Origin of the sequence: Serratia sp. 4542 (assembly GCF_016805595.1) — a bacterium.
GTDB classification, from domain to species: Bacteria; Pseudomonadota; Gammaproteobacteria; order Enterobacterales; family Enterobacteriaceae; genus Serratia; species Serratia nevei.
This window is the reverse complement of sequence record NZ_RXKV01000011.1, coordinates 252,330-271,405: the sequence shown is the minus strand read 5'-3', so window position 1 is coordinate 271,405 and position 19,076 is coordinate 252,330. Positions and strand designations below refer to the sequence as shown.

15 protein-coding genes, 1 tRNA gene and 1 other RNA gene are annotated in these 19,076 nt (G+C 61.0%); 10 read left to right on the top strand and 7 right to left on the bottom strand.

Going from position 1 to position 19,076, the window contains the following annotated elements; genetic code table 11:
* Position 1: 1 nt before the first annotated feature.
* A complete protein-coding gene (gene yejF / locus EKL15_RS18440) occupies positions 2-1,612 on the top strand; it encodes a microcin C ABC transporter ATP-binding protein YejF (protein ID WP_203090167.1) in 1,611 nt (536 codons plus the stop codon).
* 9 nt (positions 1,613-1,621) lie between these two features.
* On the opposite strand, the gene EKL15_RS18435 is transcribed toward yejF, so the two are convergent.
* The 3 genes from EKL15_RS18435 to rsuA all read right to left on the bottom strand — a co-directional run bounded on the left by EKL15_RS18435 (position 1,622) and on the right by rsuA (position 4,512).
* Entirely contained in the window at positions 1,622-1,966 is a 345-nt protein-coding gene (locus EKL15_RS18435) for a YejG family protein (protein WP_047730237.1), read from the bottom strand.
* A 594-nt stretch (positions 1,967-2,560) separates the two neighbouring features.
* A complete protein-coding gene (locus tag EKL15_RS18430; RefSeq protein WP_047730236.1) occupies positions 2,561-3,757 on the bottom strand; it encodes a Bcr/CflA family multidrug efflux MFS transporter in 1,197 nt (398 codons plus the stop codon).
* 41 nt (positions 3,758-3,798) lie between these two features.
* Positions 3,799-4,512, bottom strand: a complete 714-nt coding sequence (gene rsuA / locus EKL15_RS18425; RefSeq protein WP_060420171.1) for a 16S rRNA pseudouridine(516) synthase RsuA — start codon at positions 4,510-4,512, stop codon at positions 3,799-3,801.
* Positions 4,513-4,829: 317 nt separating this feature from the next.
* On the opposite strand from rsuA, the gene EKL15_RS18420 reads away from it, so the two are divergent.
* Complete coding sequence (locus EKL15_RS18420) at positions 4,830-6,587, top strand: DEAD/DEAH box helicase (RefSeq protein WP_203090165.1); 1,758 nt, start codon at positions 4,830-4,832, stop codon at positions 6,585-6,587.
* 162 nt (positions 6,588-6,749) lie between these two features.
* Positions 6,750-7,034: a 50S ribosomal protein L25 gene (gene rplY / locus EKL15_RS18415; protein WP_019453645.1), complete on the top strand. Its 285-nt coding sequence runs from the start codon at positions 6,750-6,752 to the stop codon at positions 7,032-7,034.
* Between the two features lie 84 nt (positions 7,035-7,118).
* Here the strand turns inward: rplY and yejK are convergent, their stop codons facing one another.
* Positions 7,119-8,126, bottom strand: a complete 1,008-nt coding sequence (yejK, locus tag EKL15_RS18410; RefSeq protein WP_060420164.1) for a nucleoid-associated protein YejK — start codon at positions 8,124-8,126, stop codon at positions 7,119-7,121.
* Between the two features lie 211 nt (positions 8,127-8,337).
* Here yejK and EKL15_RS18405 point away from each other — a divergent pair, with 211 nt between their 5' ends.
* The 4 genes from EKL15_RS18405 to EKL15_RS18390 all read left to right on the top strand — a co-directional run bounded on the left by EKL15_RS18405 (position 8,338) and on the right by EKL15_RS18390 (position 10,675).
* The gene (locus EKL15_RS18405; RefSeq protein ID WP_004935782.1) at positions 8,338-8,565 is read left to right on the top strand and encodes a YejL family protein; all 228 of its coding nucleotides are present in this window, start codon (positions 8,338-8,340) and stop codon (positions 8,563-8,565) included.
* Between the two features lie 9 nt (positions 8,566-8,574).
* Positions 8,575-10,356 (top strand): LPS biosynthesis-modulating metalloenzyme YejM, encoded by a 1,782-nt coding sequence (yejM, locus tag EKL15_RS18400; RefSeq protein WP_084827374.1) that lies wholly within the window; start codon positions 8,575-8,577, stop codon positions 10,354-10,356.
* Between the two features lie 78 nt (positions 10,357-10,434).
* A tRNA-Pro gene (locus EKL15_RS18395) sits at positions 10,435-10,511 on the top strand.
* 34 nt (positions 10,512-10,545) lie between these two features.
* A non-coding RNA gene (locus EKL15_RS18390) (RtT sRNA) lies at positions 10,546-10,675 on the top strand.
* Positions 10,676-10,722: 47 nt separating this feature from the next.
* Here the strand turns inward: EKL15_RS18390 and ttrA are convergent.
* Genes ttrA through ttrB form a run of 3 tightly spaced genes read right to left on the bottom strand, consistent with a single transcriptional unit; the run spans position 10,723 to position 15,546 of the window.
* The gene (gene ttrA / locus EKL15_RS18385; protein ID WP_100396399.1) at positions 10,723-13,794 is read right to left on the bottom strand and encodes a tetrathionate reductase subunit TtrA; all 3,072 of its coding nucleotides are present in this window, start codon (positions 13,792-13,794) and stop codon (positions 10,723-10,725) included.
* Positions 13,787-14,812 carry a tetrathionate reductase subunit TtrC gene (gene ttrC / locus EKL15_RS18380; protein WP_100396400.1) on the bottom strand — a complete coding sequence of 342 codons (1,026 nt, stop codon included), beginning with the start codon at positions 14,810-14,812 and terminating at the stop codon, positions 13,787-13,789. Before ttrC ends, ttrA begins: the two co-directional genes overlap by 8 nt.
* Entirely contained in the window at positions 14,809-15,546 is a 738-nt protein-coding gene (gene ttrB, locus EKL15_RS18375; protein ID WP_060420154.1) for a tetrathionate reductase subunit TtrB, read from the bottom strand. Before ttrB ends, ttrC begins: the two co-directional genes overlap by 4 nt.
* A 229-nt stretch (positions 15,547-15,775) precedes the next feature.
* Here ttrB and ttrS point away from each other — a divergent pair, with 229 nt between their 5' ends.
* The 3 genes from ttrS to EKL15_RS18360 all read left to right on the top strand — a co-directional run bounded on the left by ttrS (position 15,776) and on the right by EKL15_RS18360 (position 19,071).
* Positions 15,776-17,497: a tetrathionate respiration histidine kinase TtrS gene (gene ttrS, locus EKL15_RS18370; RefSeq protein WP_238423736.1), complete on the top strand. Its 1,722-nt coding sequence runs from the start codon at positions 15,776-15,778 to the stop codon at positions 17,495-17,497.
* Positions 17,469-18,068: a tetrathionate respiration response regulator TtrR gene (gene ttrR, locus EKL15_RS18365; protein WP_089186224.1), complete on the top strand. Its 600-nt coding sequence runs from the start codon at positions 17,469-17,471 to the stop codon at positions 18,066-18,068. Before ttrS ends, ttrR begins: the two co-directional genes overlap by 29 nt.
* 340 nt (positions 18,069-18,408) lie before the next feature.
* Positions 18,409-19,071 carry a VUT family protein gene (locus tag EKL15_RS18360; RefSeq protein ID WP_025303625.1) on the top strand — a complete coding sequence of 221 codons (663 nt, stop codon included), beginning with the start codon at positions 18,409-18,411 and terminating at the stop codon, positions 19,069-19,071.
* Positions 19,072-19,076: the final 5 nt, after the last annotated feature.

Sequence of the window (19,076 nt, the reverse complement as noted above, 5' to 3'; positions counted from 1 at the left end):
TATGGCCACTCCTTTGCTCGCTATTCAGGATCTCAGCATCGCCTTTCGCCAGGGCGACACCGTCACGCCGGTGGTCAACGAACTCTCGCTGCAAATCGCGCCGGCGGAAACGCTGGCGCTGGTGGGGGAATCCGGCTCCGGCAAAAGCGTCACCGCCCTGTCGATACTGCGCCTGCTGCCCGCGCCGCCGGTGGTTTACCCTGCCGGTGATATCCTGTTCAACGGCGACTCGTTGCTGCATGCGCCGGAAGCGGCGCTGCGCAAGGTGCGCGGCAATCAGATCGCGATGATCTTTCAGGAACCGATGGTGTCGCTTAACCCGCTGCACACCATCGAAAAACAGCTCGCGGAAGTGCTGATGCTGCACCGCGGCCTGCGGCGCGAAGCCGCGCGCGCAGAGATCGTCGAATGCCTGGAGCGCGTCGGCATCCGTCAGGCCAAAAGCCGGCTGCAGGATTACCCGCATCAGCTGTCCGGCGGTGAACGCCAGCGGGTGATGATCGCCATGGCGGTGCTGACTCGCCCGAAACTGCTGATCGCCGACGAGCCCACCACCGCGCTCGACGTCACTATCCAGGCGCAGATCCTGACGCTGCTGCAAGAGCTGAAGCAGGAGATGGGCATGGGGCTGTTGTTCATCACCCATAACCTGAATATCGTGCGCCGCCTGGCGGACAACGTGGCGGTGATGCGTCAGGGACGCTGCGTGGAGCAAAACGGCCGTGCGCAACTGTTCAGCCAGCCGCAGCATCCTTACACGCAGCAGCTGCTGGCCGCCGAGGACGTCGGTGAACCGCTGCCGCTGCCTGCCGCGGCCAACGGGCGCCCCGGCGATGAGCGGCCGCTGCTCAGGGTGGAAGATCTGCAGGTACGCTTCCCCATCCGCCGCGGCCTGCTGCGCCGCACGGTGGATTATCACTATGCATTGAAATCATTGAGTTTCGAGCTGCGCGCCGGGGAAAGCGTGGGGCTGGTGGGGGAATCCGGCTCGGGTAAAAGCACCACCGGGCTGGCGCTGCTGCGCCTGTTGGCCTCGCAGGGCGCCATCTGGTTCGACGGCGAACCGCTGCACCCGCTCACGATAAAGCAGATGCTGCCCTACCGCAGCCGGATGCAAATCGTCTTCCAGGATCCCTACTCCGCCCTGAACCCGCGCCTGAACGTGCAGCAAATCATCGCCGAAGGGCTGGAAGTGCACCAGCGGCTTAGCGCAGAGCAGCGGGAACAGCGCGTGATCGAGGTGTTGCAGGAAGTCGGCCTGGATCCGCAGCTGCGCCATCGCTATCCCACCGAGTTTTCCGGCGGGCAGCGCCAGCGTATCGCCATCGCGCGCGCGCTGATCCTGCAGCCGCAGCTGCTGATCCTCGACGAGCCGACCTCTTCGCTGGATAAATCGGTGCAGGCGCAGATCCTGACGCTGCTGAAATCGCTGCAGCAACGCCACCGACTGGCTTATCTGTTCATCAGCCATGACCTGCAGGTGGTGCGTTCGCTATGCCACCAGGTCATCGTGTTGCGACAGGGAGAAGTGGTTGAACAGGGAGACTGCCGGGCGATTTTCGCGGCGCCCGCCGCCGACTATACCCGTCAACTGCTGCAGTTGGCGGATTAGCGGCGAATTCTAGAAGGGGTATTGCGCGCTGAGCGGTTCGGCGATCGCGGCGCCGACGTTTTTCAGGCGGCACATGGTGGCGCTCTCGTCGCTGCGCTGCACGAACAGGCAAGGCTCCCCTTCCCATTCGACGATCGCGCAGTCGACCTGAATCTCCTGCAGCGACAGATTAAGCTGTTGCATTACCTGCCAGGCCTCGGCCCCTTCATGGCTGAGTAACTTCAGCCCTATCAGGTTGTTATCTTCGTCTATTCCGTTAAACGGAATCGGTTCTACCTTCACGCCGGTGAAACCGGATAGCCAACGATAACTTTGCGGCAAGCGATGCACTACCGAAAGTTGGATATTCTCCACATGAAATCCCTAGATTGAAAAGGTGAAACACTTTTACCTGACAGGGTTACTAAGTTATAGCCGCTGACTCCCGACTCTGCCGCGCACAAATGTTATTTAAATGTAAATTTTGCCGCTAGCCATTAACCAGACCCCGTGCTTGCCGATGCCGTGCCATTTTTTGGCGCGCCGTGCGGTGTTATTTCACGGCATTTTGCGACTCAGCTCGCATTTTTGCGTTATATGTAACCCTTTCCCGCAGCGATCTCAACTCTTTTTTCTTGCAATGCGACTACTTTTCCGTCGCCATATTTTTACAATGAAGAAACATTTTCCCCACCACGTTAGCGCAGCCTTCCCTGCTAATGCCTTGATTTACATCAAACCTAATACAAACCCCCCGCCGCGCTCAGCCGGCAGAACGCCGCGCCTCCCGGGGAATATGGGGTGGTGCGGCGGCGGAATTTTTTAACAAAAAACACACAGAGGGGAAAATGGCCAATTGATTAGCTTGCGTATATTTAGCAACAAAATTTCAATTGCCAGTTGCACCCTGAAATGGCAGGGCGCAACCCTATGACGATGCGGGGCGACACGCCCCGCATTGGGAGAACGTCAGGCCGCGCGATCGCGTGGCCGGCTGGCGTAAAGATAAAACAGCACCGCCACGATGCTGCACAGCGCCATTGAGGTAACCATGGGCCACGCGCTTTTACCCGGCGCCATCGACAGGACCGCCCCCACCAGCGCGCCGATGCTGAAGCGCAATGTGCCGGCCAGCGAAGACGCAGTGCCCGCCATATGCGGGAAGTCATCCAGGATCACCGCCATGGCGTTGGAGGAGATCATCGCGATGCACCCCAGATAGACCGCAACGCCGATCACCAGCGCCCAGAAGCCCAGGCCGACGGCGCTCACCGCCACCAGCCACAGCCCCATCGCCAACTGTACCAACAGCCCCAGCTTGAACATCTTGACCGCGCCGAACCGCCGCACGTTGCGGCTGTTGATCAGCGTCGTCAGGAACAGGAAGACGATGTTCAGCGCAAAATAGTAGCCGAAATGCTGCGGCGAAACGTGGTTCAGTTCGATGTAGACGAACGGCCCGGCGCTGAGGAACGAGAACATGCCCGCAAACGAGAAGGCGCTGGCGAGCATGTAGCTGAGCACCCGCTTATGGCGGAACAGCGAACCGAAGTTGCCCAGCGTGGTGCGCAGGTGGAACCGTTGTCGGCGCTCTTTCGGCAGCGTCTCCTTGATGAACAGGGCCACCAGCAGTGAACCGATCAACGCCGCGGCGCCCATGGTCCAAAAGATGGCGTGCCAGCTGAACCACAGCAACAGCGCACCGCCGATCATCGGCGCCAGCAGCGGCGCGATGGTCATCACCAGAATGACGAACGACATCATGCGCGAGAACTCATCCTTGGTGAACATATCGCGCATCAGGGCATTGATCACCACGCTGGCGGCCGCCGCCGCCAGGCCGTGCAGGAAACGCAGCCCGATCAGCTGATCGATCGATTGCGCCATGGCGCAGGCGCAGCCGGCGATGGCGAAGATCAGCGTTCCCCACAGGATCACCGGCTTGCGGCCGAGGCTGTCCGACATCGGCCCATAGAACAGCTGCCCGAAGGCAAAGCCGAGCATATAGGCGCTGAGGGTCATCTGCACGCTGCCGGACTCGACGCCAAACTGGGCGGCGATCACCGGCATACTGGGCAGGTACATGTCGATGGCCAACGGCATCAACATGGACAACAGGCCCAAAATGAAAATCAAACCGAGATGAGAGGTTCGGTTCTGTTGCACGTTCCACGACTCCTTAATCAGCCGCAATCGATGATCGGTTTTCAGTCCTGCAGGTGCGGCGCGCCCACGCTGGCGATCTCTTCTTCGGTCAGTGGGCGGTATTCGCCCGGCGCCAGATCGTCATCCAGCACGATGGCGCCGATGCGCTCACGGTGCAACTCGATCACCCGGTTGCCGACGGCAGCGAACATCCGCTTCACCTGGTGGTAGCGCCCTTCGCTGAGGGTCAGGCGCACTACGCGCTCGTCAACCTGCTCCAGCGTCGCCGGGCGCGTCAGGTCTTTCTCGTTGTGCAGTTGCACCCCTTCGGCGAAACGCTGCGCGGTGTCTTCCGCCAACGGGTGCTCCAGCGTCACCAGATAGGTTTTCTCGCAGTGGTGGCGCGGCGACGTGACGCGGTGCGACCACTGCCCGTCGTCGGTCATCAACACCAGCCCGGTGGTGTCGATATCCAGCCGTCCGGCGGCGTGCAGCTTGTACGCGACCGGTTCATCGAGAAAATACAGCACCGTAGGATGATCGGGATCGTCGGTGGAGCAGACGTAGCCCTGCGGTTTATTGAGCATGAAATAGCGCGGGCCGTTCTGCTGCTGCAGCGGATTACCGTCGAACGCCACTTCTTGCTCCGGGGTCAGTTTGATCGCCCCGCTCTTCACTACCTCACCATCCACGGTGACGCGTTTAGCCCGAAGTTCGCGCGCAACCAGCGCACGGCTGATGCCTAACTGCTGAGATAAAAACTTGTCCAATCGCATGGGATCTGCTTTGCCTGTCGTTGTTATGATCGCATTGATCGTATTGCCAAAATATGACGCCCGCCGTTGCACCGGGTGCAAATGGCAGGTTCAGGGGGGGAATCGCGTGGGGGAACAGCGATTGCTGTCACACGAGTATAGCGGCACAACGCGTTGCCCGACAGAGGTAATTTTCACGCTCCTCGCACCGCGCGCGCGCAGAAGGCATAATAATAGAAATTTTCGGCTGTCCGGGGAGTAGAATGTCACGGTTTCTGTGGGAGCAGCGGTGACAAAGCCGCTTCCCGACGGCCCATCCCAACCCACGGCGTTCATTTATGGCCTTTACCCTACGCCCCTACCAACTGGAAGCGGTCGAAGCCACCATCAATCATTTCCGGCGGCATCCCGAACCGGCGCTGATCGTGCTGCCGACCGGCGCCGGCAAAAGCCTGGTGATCGCCGAGCTGGCGAAGCGCGCCCGCGGGCGGGTGCTGGTGTTGGCGCACGTCAAGGAACTGGTGGCGCAAAACCACGCCAAATACTGCGCCTACGGCCTGGAAGCGGACATCTTCGCCGCCGGCCTGCAGCAGAAAGAGAGCGCCGGCAAGGTGGTGTTCGGCAACGTGCAGTCGGTGGCGCGCAACCTGCCGCTGTTCGACGGCGCCTTTTCGCTGCTGATCGTCGATGAATGCCACCGCATCAGCGACGACGACGACAGCCAGTACCAGCAAATCATCCAGCATTTGCAGAAAACCAACCCGCAGCTGCGGCTGCTGGGGCTGACCGCCACGCCCTATCGCCTGGGCAAGGGCTGGATTTACCAGTATCACTACCACGGCTTCACCCGCGGCGACGGCGCCAGCCTGTTTCGCGACTGCATCTACGAGCTCCCGCTGCGCTATATGATTAAGAACGGCTTCCTGGTACCGCCTGAGCGGCTGGACATGCCGATCGTGCAGTACGATTTCAGCCGGCTGGAAGCCAGAAGCAACGGCCTGTTCAGCGAAGCGGATCTGAACCGCGAACTGAAGCGGCAAAACCGCGTCACGCCGCATATCATCAGCCAGATTGTGGAGTACGCCGAAGACCGCAAAGGGGTGATGATCTTCGCCGCCACCGTCGAGCACGCCCGCGAGATCCACGGCCTGCTGCCAACCGGCGAGGCCGCGCTGGTCAGCGCCGAAACACCGCCCGCCGAGCGCGATGCGCTGATCGAGGCGTTCAAACAGCAGCGGCTGCGCTATCTGGTCAACGTCGCGGTATTGACCACCGGCTTCGACGCGCCGCACGTCGATCTGATCGCGATCCTGCGCCCGACCGAGTCCGTCAGCCTGTATCAGCAGATCGTCGGCCGCGGGCTGCGGCTGGCGCCCGGCAAGGAGGATTGCCTGATCCTCGACTACGCCGGCAACCCGCACGACCTGTTCACGCCGGAGGTCGGCGTCAGCAAGCCGCACGGTGACAGCCAACCGGTGCAGGTGTTCTGCCCGGCCTGCGGCTTCGCCAACCTGTTCTGGGGCAAGTGCACCGAAAACGGCGACATCATCGAGCACTACGGCCGCCGCTGTCAGGGCTGGCTGGAGGACGACGACGGCCACCGCGAGCAGTGCGATTACCGCTTCCGATTCAAGAGCTGCCCGCACTGCGGCGCGGAGAACGACATCGCCGCGCGCCGCTGCCATCAGTGCCAGGAAGTGCTGGTCGATCCCGACGACATGCTGAAAGCGGCGCTGAAGCTGAAAGATGCGCTGGTGCTGCGCTGCGGCGGCATGGAGCTGCAAAGCGGCCGCGACGACAAGGGCGAATGGCTGAAGGCCACCTATTACGACGAGGACGGCACCAGCACCAGCGAGCGCTTCCGTCTGCAGACGCCGGCGCAGCGCAAAGCGTTCGAGATGCTGTTCCTGCGCCCGCATCAGCGCGCGCCGGGCGTGCCGTTCGCCTGGCACACCGCCGCCGACGTGCTGGCGCAACAGCAGGTGCTGCGCCATCCGGATTTCGTGGTGGCGCGCAAACGCGGGCAGTTTTGGCAGGTGCGCGAGAAAGTGTTCGATTATCAAGGCCGTTTCCGCCGCGCCAATCAATTGGCCTGAGCGAACTGCCGCCAACCCGGGCAGGTTTTCGTTGCCCTGCGGGCGGCTTTCCGTTAAAATGCCGCGCGCTTTACCTGGGCCTGCCCAGCGTTAAAGCGGGTTTCCGAACTTGCTACTTGGGTCGCCTGTAGCAGGGTAAATTTTCTTTTAAGAGAAAAAACAATGTTCACTATCAATGTAGAAGTACGTAAAGACCAGGGTAAAGGTGCGAGCCGCCGCCTGCGTGCAGCAAACAAATTCCCAGCTATCGTTTACGGTGGCAAAGAAGCTGCAGTTTCCATCGAATTGGACCATGATTCTGTTAAGAACATGGAAGCTAAACCAGAATTCTACAGCGAAGCAGTAACTCTGGTTATCGACGGTAAAGAAACCAAAGTTAAGGTTCAGGCTGTACAGCGTCACCCGTTCAAGCCAAAACTGGCTCACATCGACTTCGTTCGCGTTTAATCGCTACGTTTTCGAACCTTTCGGGACGCCGAAATAAAGAACGCCGCAATTGCGGCGTTTTTTATTGTCTGCGATTCGGCAAGCTTACTTGCCGCTGCCGGTCCGGCGCTGCAGCTGATCGCGCAGGTTCGGCGGCGTGCCTTTGATGGTCAGCGTGTCGGTGGCCGCATCCCAGAAAATGCGCTCGCCAAGCAGCATGGCGTCGAAGTTCAGGCTGATGCCGCCGCCGCTGCCGGCAAATTTGGTCAGCTGGCGCAGCGTGCCGCGATCCGCCGGGAAGCTCTCTTCCAGCTCATACCCTTGCTCGCTGGAGAACTGCATGAAGTCTTTCTCGCCGACCGGCGACAGCTCCTGCGACAGCGCCTGCAGTTCAATCTCTTCGCCCGCCTGCAGCTGTTCATTGCAATAGCTGTACACCTGCTGGCGCACCGACTGGCGCTCGTTCTTGTCCAGCTGCGCATCGGCGCAATAGTCGTCTACCGCCTGCAGCAGCCCGCGGTTTTGCGCCTTGGTGTCCAACCCTTCGGACGCCGCCAGGAAGTCCATGAAGAAGTCGGCGACCTTGCGGCCCACACGCCCGCGCAGGAAGGTCAGGTAGCGGGTCGATTCCGGGTTGGTTTCCCACTCGGTCAGATCGATGCGCGCAACGATATCGGCGTTGTTGATGTCCAGATAGTGCGTGGTGTTGATATCCAGCTCTTCGTTGACGCGCATGCTGTTACGGCTGTTCAACACCGCGATCAGCAGGTACTCCACCGCCAGATAGCGGTATTGGCCGAACAGTACCACGCCACCTTCGGCGAACGGATACTTCGCCAGTTCGTCGCGCAGGCGGCCGGTCGCCGCGCGGCTGAAGGCCAGAAAGTCTTTATCGTCCTTGCGGCAGGTGCGCAGCGCTTCCGCCAGTTCGCTGCCTTCGTTGAACAGGCCTAAGGCCTTGCTCTTGGCGCTGTAGACGCGATGCAATTCCGCCATCATTTCTTCTACCGCCGCGTTGGCGGGAAGCAAGGAATCGCGCAGCACCACGTCCAGCGTTTGCTCGTCGCGTTTCACCAACTGATGCAGAGCGATCTGGTCGATATCCAGACTCATGGTAAATCCTCCTGTTCTTTAGGCGCGTATTCAAACACTGAAGGCCCCGCCCTGCAATACTAAAAAACTGCGGCAAACCGGAAAGGCGCAGCGAGGGGCCGCCCCGGCGCGGGCGAACGATTTCCCGAATGACAGGAAGTGATAAAAGAGCGGAAAATCACTGTCCTATACGGTAAGATAGAGCACTTTGCAGATTACTAAGCGCAATTTTATGCCACAATCATCCCGTTACAGTGACGAACACGTTGAACAACTGCTCTCAGAGCTGGTCAATGTTCTGGAAAAACACCATACCCCCACCGATCTTTCCCTGATGGTGCTGGGCAACATGGTCACTAATTTGATCAACACCAGCGTTGCCCCCGCGCAGCGGAAAACCCTGGCGAGATCGTTCGCGGAAGCCCTGCAGGCTTCTGTCCGTGAAGATAAAGCGCATTAATATTGACTTATGGTGACAAACCGTCAGCGTTATCGTGAAAAAGTCTCCCAGATGATCAGCTGGGGGCACTGGTTCGCCTTATTCAACATTCTGCTCGCCCTTGGGCTGGGTAGCCGCTACCTGTTTGTCACCGACTGGCCCGCTTCCCTGCTGGGCCGCGTCTATGCTCTGGTCAGCCTGCTGGGGCATTTCAGCTTTATCGTGTTCGCCGGCTATTTGCTGGTGATCTTCCCGCTCACCTTCGTGGTGATGTCGCAGCGGCTGCTGCGATTTATTTCCGCCGCGCTGGCCACCGCCGGGCTCACGCTGTTGCTGGTCGACAGCGAAGTGTTCTCCCATTTCCACCTGCACCTCAATCCGGTGGTGTGGGATCTGGTGGTCAACCCGGACCAAAGCGAGCTTTCGCGCGACTGGCAGCTGATGTTTATCTGCGTGCCGGTGATCTTCCTGGTGGAGATGCTGTTCGGCACCTGGAGCTGGCAAAAGCTGCGCAGCCTGAATCGCCGCCGTTTCGGCAAGCCGCTGGCGGCGCTGTTTATCAGCGCCTTTTTCGCGTCGCACCTGATTTATATCTGGGCCGACGCCAACTTCTATCGCCCGATCACCATGCAGCGAGCCAACCTGCCGCTCTCGTACCCGATGACCGCGCGCAAGTTCCTCGAAAAACACGGCCTGCTCGACCAGCAAGAGTATGAGCGCCGCCTGGTGCAACAAGGCAATCCGGAAGCGGTGGCGGTGGAATATCCGCTCAGCGATCTCAGCTACGGCGATAAAGGCAGCGGCTATAACCTGCTGATGATCGTGGTAGACGGCATTCGCGCCAAAGACGTGGCGCAAGACATGCCGGCGCTGACGCGCTTCGCCCAGGAAAACGTGCGTTTCAGCGATCATTACAGTTCAGGCAACCATGCCGATACCGGGCTGTTCGGCCTGTTCTACGGCATTTCCCCGACCTATCTGGACAGCGTGCTCGCCGGGCGCAAGCCGTCGGCGCTGATCAATGCGCTCAGCGATCAAGGCTACCAGCTGGGGCTGTTCTCCTCCGACGGCTTCAACGCCAGCCTGTACCGTCAGGCCCTGTTGACCGACTTCTCGCTGCCGACGCCGGCGCCGCAAAGCGACGCGCAAACCACGCAGCAATGGCAGCGCTGGCTGACGGATCAGGGCGATAAAGAGCCGTGGTTCTCCTATATCAACTTCAGCGGCGCCGAGCCGGCCGAAGGTGCCAAAACCCCGGCGCCGGCCGACTTTATCCAGCGCTATCGTACCGGCGCGCAAGACGTGGACGCCCAGATAGCCCAGGTGCTGGACACCCTGAAACAGCGCGGCCTGCTGGACAAAACCGTGGTGGTGATCACCGCCGAGCACGGCGTCGAATTCAACGACAGCGGTAAAGGCCAATGGGGGGCCGGCAACGGCTTCAACCAGGCGCAGCTGCAGGTACCGTTGGTGATCCACTGGCCGGGCACCCCGGCCCAGACCATCAGCAAGCTGACCGGCCATAACGACGTGATGCGCACCCTGATGCAACGGTTGCTGCACGTGAAGACCGCGCCGAAAGACTATTCGCAGGGCGAAGATCTGTTCACCGCCCAGCGCCGCAACAACTGGATCGCCACCGGCGATGGCAATCAGCTGGTGATCACCACGCCGACGCAGACGCTGATGCTGGACAACAGCGGCAACTATCGCGTCTACGATCAGAACGGCGATGAAATAAAAGACGAGAAACCGCAGCTTGCTCTGCTGTTGCAGGTGCTGACCGATGTAAAACGCTTTATCGCCAACTAACTGCTTAAAACTAAAGCAATCAAGTAGCGAGGCGCTTGCATTAACATCGGGAATCGGTAGTATGAATTTTCATAGCGTCGGCATGTAGCGCAGCCTGGTAGCGCACCGTCATGGGGTGTCGGGGGTCGGAGGTTCGAATCCTCTCATGCCGACCAAGCTCAAGAAAACCTGCTGTTACAGCAGGTTTTTTTTCGTCTGCACGCTGAGAGGATGAGAATCTCCGAAGGAGGTTTGAGCCGAGCGCAGTGAGACCACGTTGCTTTAGCAACGGCCCGCAGGGCAAGCATCGAAGATGCGCATAATCCTCTCATGCCGACCAAGTTCAAGAAAACCTGCTGTTACAGCAGGTTTTTTTTCGTCTGCCGTTTACGCGGAAAGTTTGACGATCGCCGCAGGAATACCCTGGCGCACCGCCGCACCGGTTACCCAATCCAGCCAGGTGTTCGGCACTTCGCGCGTCGGATCGGCAAAGCCCAAATCGTTAAGGTTGATGCCGGCGGCGATGCGCTCATCCATCGCCAGCGGTTCGCCGTCCAGGTAGTGCTGGCTGGCCCCCATCTCCCGGTGGCCGTAACCGTGTTCCACCGCGATCACGCCTGGCATCACCCCCGCCAGCAAACTGATCTGCGCCTCCCGGCTGCCGCCCGGCGTACTGATGCTCACCCAGTCACCGTGTTGAATGCCGAAACGCACCCCGTCCGCCGGGTTCAGGGCCACCAGGTTCACCGGCTTCACGTCGTGCAAGCGCCGGATCACCGCGGTGGAGCTGCTCATCACATTGGATTTGAAGGACATCAGCCGCAGCGGCCACTGCCGCTCAGGGTAGAGCTCTTCCACCGCACGGCCGTCCGACAAACGCGCCGGGTAACAGGTGGGGCAGCCGCTGAAACGCTCGCCGGTGATCGCATGGCGGTGCTTTGCCACTTCCGCATTCCAGATCTGCAGCGGCTTCTCCCAACGGTTGCCCACGCTGCCGTCGCGGCGGCCGCTGTCATGATCGGCGAAGCGGCCGCCGCGGCTGTAGATAAACGCCACGCGGTCGATTTCATCGGCGCGCAGCGTCTGCGCAAGCTGCGGCAACAAGCGATCGACGCCGCACAGCGCCAGCTCTTCCGCCCTCGCGGCCGGCACCGGCGCCTTGCCGGCAAACGCCACGTTGGCGGCGGCGCGCAGATAATAATCCTCAGCGCGGTTGAGCGGCAGCAGCCCGCCCTGGCCGTCGCCGATAGCGCGATCGCCAAACCCCGGCAGCCCCAGGCGTTTGGCGACGGCGATGCAAAACGCCTCCATGGAAATCGGCTGCCCTTGCGCCGTTTTCGCGGTCGCCGGCGTCACTATCGGCCAGCGCGCGGTAGTGGCCTTGCTGGCGACGCCGCCCCAAGGGGCGCTGAATCCCCAGCTCTCAAAGTTATGGGTATCCGGGATGATATAGTCGGCCAGCGCCGTCGTTTCGTTGATAAACGCATCGATGGCGATAAACAGCGGCAAACGCGCCGGATCTTTCAATCGTTCCTCCGCCACGCCGCGCAACCCGGCGATACCGTACAAGGGGTTGGTCATGTTCGAGATCCAGACTTTCAGCCCGTACGGATACCCCGCCAGCGCCGACGTCAGCAGCTCGGTCAACTGCCCGGCGACGAACGGATACCAGGGCGCCCTGGCCGGCCAGGGTGAAATGCCCGCCGCCACTTTTTCGCGGTATTCGTCGGAGGTTTCATAAGCGGCCTTGCTGCGCGCGATATTCAGCCCCTTCGGTTTTACCAGGCCGGGAAACTCGACCAGGTTATAGCGCGGCCCCTCGGCGAAGCCGTTGAATTTACCGCCGCCGACGAACACTCCACCCTCCAGGCTAAGGTTACCGATCAACACATTGAGCATCATCACCGACCAGGTATTGTAAAACCCGTTTGCCGCCATCATCCCGCCATGGGCGATCACCGCCGCCTTGCGCCCATGGGCGGTAAAAGCCTCGGCCAGCGCCGCGATGCGCGCCACCGGCACGCCGCATTCCCGGCTGTACGCCTCCGGCGACAGTTTATCGGCGGCCTCTTTCAGACACTGGAAACCACTTTTCACCGCCACCTGCGCGCCGTCGTGCAGCGTCACCGTGCGGGTTACCCACAGCTCGGCACGGTCGCACGCCTCGGCCGGCACCAGCTCCCCCGCGCCGTTGACGACCAGCGGCGACGCCGACTCGGCGCCGTTCAGATGAGCAAGCGTCAGATGCTGCCCCGCCAGCGGGTGCTCGCTCTCGGCGATCACCAGATGCGTGGCGTTGGTCCAGCTCTTCTCGCCGGCACGCTGCATGGCGACCTCCGACGGGATGGCGAGATAGCCGGCCTGATAACGCCGGTTGTCGAGGATCCACTGGATCATCGCCATCGCCAGCGCGGAGTCGGTGCCCGGTAATATCGGGATCCAATGGCCATGATCGTCCGCCAGCGTGGTGGTCAGCGGCAACGCCGGCGCCACCACCGCATAGCGAAACTCGCTGCGCAATCTGGCGCTGGCCAGCTGCCGGGCCTGGCGCTTGAACGGGTTGCCGGACTGCGCCGGCGAGGTGCCCATAAACAGCGCGAATTTGACCTGTTCCCAGTCCGGTTTCACATGCGGGTTCTTGTCCAGATCGTTCATCAATGCACCGGAGCCGGCACGGTAGGCCAGCCCACAATAAGCGCCGTGCGCGCCGAAGTTTTTGCTGCCGAAGCTGTTCTGGGCGAAGCGCCGCAGGAAGCTGTCGCGCCCATCGTCACCGGCGTTGGTCACCAGCAGCTGGTTGGCTTTCGGCCCCAGCCCCGGCCGCCGGGCGTCGATCGGCGTTTCCAGATCGCGGATCGCCCGCAGGCCGTCCACATACCCCTCGCCGAACAGATCGCCGCCCTCCACCACTTCAGCGATCAGCTGTTCGAAGCTGATGCGTTGCCACTTGCCCTCGCCGCGCTTGCCGACGCGCTTCATCGGCTCCAGCACGCGCAGCGGGCTGTAAAGCCCCTCCAGCAGCGTGGCGCCGCGCGCGCAGGCGGTGGAACGGGCGTCGAGGCCGCTTTCGCCGCCCAGCTGCGCCAACGCCTCCTGCAACGGCAACGCCGAGTCGACGTGCCGTTCCTGAGACAGCGGATGATAAGGGTTGCCGGCAATGCGCAATACCCGATCGGTCTGTCTGTCCACCCGAACCCGCACGCCGCATTGCGTCCAGCAGCCGAAACACTGGGTCATTGAGATGGCCTGCTGCGGATTGCCTTGCCATTCCGGCATTGCCCGCCCTTCGGGCAGCAGAGAGTTGCCGTTGATGCGATCCAACGTCACCCGCCCTGAGGTGCCGTGAATCAAGCCGTCGATCGCCCGTTTGGCGACCTCACGATAGCTCAGGCCAAAAGCGGACAACCCGCCGAAGGCCAGGCCCACTTTCAACCACTGACGCCGGGTGAGTTTAGCCATGTTGTTTTCTCCGCAATAAAAACGCCTGTGCTTCACGCACCATGATCATTAACGCCAGCCACAGCCCGAAAGTACCGACGATCGCCAGCAAGCCGTCGGTACCCAGCGGCAGGCTATAGAGGGAATAAGACGCGTTGTATTTCGGGATGGTTTGTACCTCGATCAACAGCGTCCAGCGCATCAGCCAGCTCAGCCCCAGCGCGCCGGCCACCAGCAGCGGCGCGCCGCCGCGCGGCAAACGTCGATAGGTGGCCCAGGCGGCACACGCCAGCGCCAGTGCCCACAGCGCGATCCACCCGGCGGCATACTGACGCGCCGTCGCCTGCGTCTGCAGCCAGTGGCGTACCGCCGCACCGGATAGCGTATCGCCGCACACCCACAGCAGGATCGCCCCGCCGAGCAGCAACAGCGTCAGCAGCATCCCGCGCGCCAGCGGCGCTTGCAGGCCGGGCCGTTTGCGCATCGCCAGCAGCAACAGGGCCAAGAGCGCCTGCAGCGCGCTGAGGAACATCACGATCGGAAATCCGTAGCTGAACCAGATGGGGCGGGCGCGCACGACGGAAACCTCACGCCCGGTGTACAACAGCAGGCCGATAGCTACCAGCGCACAAGCGGGCGCTATCCCACGCAGCAGCGCCACCCGCCTGCCCGTCAGCCGCGTAAATTCGACCGCGATAAACCACAGGCCGATCAACAAGGTAAACAGCGGCAAGAACAGCGCCCCCCACGGCATCCACGACCAGGGCGTCGGATAAGCGTAGAAATGCCAGAAACGGGCGGTTTGATGCAGATCGGCGGTCAACGCCAGCGGCGCGGTGATGGCGCACGTCAGCCCGATAAACAGCGCCATGCGCTCCAGATGCGCGGCGTTATCTCCACCGCGCCAGCGCCACACGCAGGCCAGCAACGCGGCGCAGGCGGCGATGCCGATAAAGAAGAAATATTGCACGGCCCACGGCAGCCAGCTCACCGCCTGCGGCTGGCTCAGCACTTCTGCGATCATCAGTTGGCGGCTCATCGTCCCTCCCCCCATAAGGCGACCTGCGCCCGGCCCGGCAGCGGCGTGACGAAGGCGTCATCCAGCCCCAGATAAAAGACGTGGGGCGCGGTTTGATTCTCCGGCTTGAGGACTTTGATCTCGGCCTCATGGCGCCGCAGCAGCTTGCTCAGCGTGCTGTGCGGATCGCGCATGTCGCCGATGATCCGCGCCCCGCCCACGCACGACTCCACGCACGCCGGCAGCAATCCCGCTTCCAGCCGGTGCACGCAGAAGGTGCATTTGTCCGCCGTTTGGGTGGCGTGATTGATAAAGCGGGCATCGTACGGACAGGCCTGCACGCAATAGGCGCACCCCACGCAGCGTTTGTTGTCGACCACCACGATCCCGTCCTCGCGCTGGAAGGTGGCCTGCACCGGGCATACCGGCACGCAGGGCGGGTTGTCACAGTGGTTGCACAGCCTGGGCAGCAGCACGTTGGTCGCCACCGCTTCGCCTTCGAGGCTGACCTGGTACTGGTTTACCGTGGTGCGAAACTCCCCGTGCGGCGTCTGGTTTTCAATGGCGCAGCTCACGGTACAGGCCTGGCACCCGACGCAGCGCCGCAGGTCGATCAGCATCGCATAGCGTCGGCGAACATCCCCCTCGCGCCGCGTCGGCGCCCACGTCAGCCCGGCTTCCGCCATGGGGATCAGCGAGGCCCCCGCCGTCAACACGCCCAGCCGCTGCAAAAACTGCCGTTTACCGAAATCCATGCGCCTCTCCCACACCCTGGGCATCACCCCGATCACGCTATTGATGCCCGTTAGATGAATAAACAATGTCGATGATTTACAGTGTAAAAATGGCATTGGGCTCAGCTCTATTGTGGTTAACCACATACCGAACCTAACGTTGATCTAAAACAAGTGACGGCAGGCAGATTGCCCATCAGGAGGGGCCGTGAGGGTCGTGTTATTACTGCTGCTCAGTCTCGGCTGGGGGATGGCGGCACAGGCGGGCGAGTGGTCGGTCGGCGTGCTGGCGATGCGCGGCGATGCGGCGACCGCGCGTGACTGGCAGCCGCTGATCGACAGGCTCAACGGCAGCGTCGGCGGTGAACGCTTCCGCCTGCGGCCGCTCGATCTGGCGCAGATGCGCGAGGCGGTCAATCGGGGCAGCGTGCAGTTCGTGGTCACCAATCCGGCGCAGTTTGTGCAGCTGAACAGCCACTATCATCTGCGCTGGCTGGCGTCGTTACGCGCCGCCAACGGCGACCGGGCAACGGGCAACATCATCGGCAGCGTGATTCTGGTGCGGCGCGACAGCGGCATTACGACGCCACAGGCGCTGATGGGCAAAACGGTGGGCGCCATCGATCCGCAGGCCTTCGGCGGCTATCTGACCGGTTATAAGGCGCTCAGCGATGCCGGCATACGGCCCGAGCGCGATTTTCACCTGCGCTTTACCGGTTTCCCTGCCGACGCCCTGCTCTATCTGTTGCGCGAACGCGCCATTCAGGCCGCCATCGTCCCCGTTTGCCTGCTGGAGAAAATGGATCAGGAAGGCCTGATCAATCCGGCGGATTTTCGCCCGCTGTTGCAACAGGCCGCGTCGGTTCCCTGCGTTACCAGCACGCCGCTTTACCCCAACTGGTCGTTCGCCGCCCTGCCCGGCCTGGATAACTCACTGGTGGATGCGGTGGCAAGAGCCTTGCTGACCGCACCGCCGCAGTCACCCTTCCTGTGGGGCGCACCGGCCTCGACCAGCGAGGTGGAAGCGCTGCTGCGCGCCGTCAATCAGCACCCGGAACAGCGGCGGCTGTGGCTGGATATCAAAAGCTGGCTGATCCAGCATCAGACGGCCGTCGGCCTGTCGCTGGCGGTGCTGGCGCTGTTGATCGTCAACCACATCTGGATCGCGCTGCTGGTACGCCGGCGCGGGCGGCAGTTGCTCCATGCCGGAGAGCAACTGCGGCGGCAGGAGCAGGCGCTGGAGAACGCCAGGCAGCTGAACGTGCTGGGGGAAATGGCCTCCGGCTTCGCACACGAGCTCAATCAACCGCTGGCGGCTATTCGCCACTATGCGCAAGGATGCCTGATCCAACTGCGCAACACGGACGCCGGGCATCCGTTGCTGGGGCCGCTGGAAAATATCGACCGACAGGCGCAGCGCGGCGGCGAGACGATTCATAACCTGCGCCAGTGGGCACAGCCCACCGCTGAGGCGATAGATCAAACGCGCTGGCAGTCCGCTGCGGTAAGCGAAACCGCCGAGCGGGTGTGGGCGCTGCTGCGCCTGACGCAGCGCTATCCCGACCTGACGTTGTTCAACAACGTGGCGCCTTCGCTGACGCTAACCCTGCCGCCAGCGCTGCTGGAACAGCTGCTGGCGAACCTGCTGCTGAATGCGGCGCAGGCCGGGGCCAATGCCGTCTGGCTTTCCGCCACCCAGAGCGAACGGGCGATCGAGTTGCATCTGCAGGACAACGCGGGCGGCATGACAACGCCCGGGCTGGAACAGGCTTTTCGCCCCTTCAACACCACCAAAGCCGGCGGCATGGGGCTGGGGTTAGCCATTTGTCGACGCCTGGCCCGCTATGGCGGCGGCGAAATCCGCCTGGCTAACCGCCCCGCCCCCGACAGCCGCAATGGGCTGTGCGTAACGCTGCATTTCATATTGAACGATGAGGAAAACCATGTCGCTAATTCATCTGGTGGACGATGACGTCGCCGTCACCGACGCCTGCCATTTTTTGCTGACCAGCCTCGGCCACGACGTGCAGTGCTGGAATGACAGCACCGACTTTTTGGCGCAGGCCGACCTGTTTCAGACCGGGATCGTCTTGCTGGACATGAGGATGCCGAAACTCGATGGGCACCAGGCCTACGCTGAGCTGCGCCGCCTCGGCAGCACGCTGGCGGTGGTGTTCCTGTCCGGCCATGGCGACGTGCCGATGGCGGTGGAGCAGATGAAGTACGGCGCGGTGGACTTCCTGCAAAAACCGATCGCCGCTGAACCGCTGATCGCCGCCCTCGAACGCGCGCACCGGGTTTCGGCCGTAGCCTGGCAACGCCATGAAACTTACGGCCGCTACCGCACGCTCACGCCGAAAGAACGCGACATCGCGCAGCTGGTAGTGCGAGGCATGATGAATCGGGAAATGGCGGAGCGGCTGAATATCGCGCTGCGCACCGTGGAGGTTCACCGGGCGAAAGTGATGGAGAAAATGCAGGCCGCTAGCCTGGCGGAATTGGTGATTCAGCTGCAGGCTCTGCCGCCCACGCCCCGGGAGTGAACGTATAAAGCCCTCATCAAGCTAACGTCCCGTATTCCTCTTCCCATGATTGACACAGCGCAATCCAGGTAATATATTCATTAGAAATATTAATGAATTACGATAAAGTCATCTGTTCTCAACCAACAGGCCATCAGCATTCTTCGCATAACCCAGCGTAGCGCTTTCGCCTTCAGGAACCCCGTGAGGGAAAGGAGAGGCGTTGCCTTGAATAAAGAGAAACGATGGCCATGCGACATGGCTCAAGCATCATTGCGCCACTATCTGGCCGCTTGGTTGACGTTTTAAATAAGTATGGATTATGAATAACAGAAGAACACGGACTAAATAAGGAATAAAAATGCAAGGAAATCTCAAGCTCTATGGCCTTTTTGTTGGCCTGACGGTGACCATTATGATCACCTGCGACACGTTGGTTTATAAGGTCTTTGATATCTATGGTTTTAAAATAACGGCCAGCGGCATTGTATTCTCCCTGTGTTTCTTGATCTCCACATTGCTTACTGAGGTTTACGGCTATAAATTGTCGGTCAGAGCAATATGGATCATGGTCTTCTGTCAAAGCTTATATGTCATAATACTTAATCTCTCAGCCGTTATTCAGCCAGAAAACAACGATATCGCCACGCACTATTATTCTTTGTACCACGAATTCTGGCGAGTCATGATCGGTACCTGGGTGTCCGTTCCGGTCGCTTATTTCGTCAATGGCTTCATTATTTCAAAGATGAAGATTATCTTCTCCGGCAAATACTTCTTTATCCGATATATTGTGGGCTCCATGTCTACGCAGGCCGCCCTGTTGCTGACAGCCTATCCGATCAGTCTTTCAGGAAAATACACCTTCATGGAGTTGGTTAACATCATCAGCACAACCTGGTCTTATAAAGTTGTCGTCTCCATTGTCTTGCTGCCGCTCGCCATCGCCTTAGTCGAGTGGGTGAAGAAGATAGAAAACACCGATCACTATGATTGGGGCACCTCATACAATCCATTTAAGTAATATCA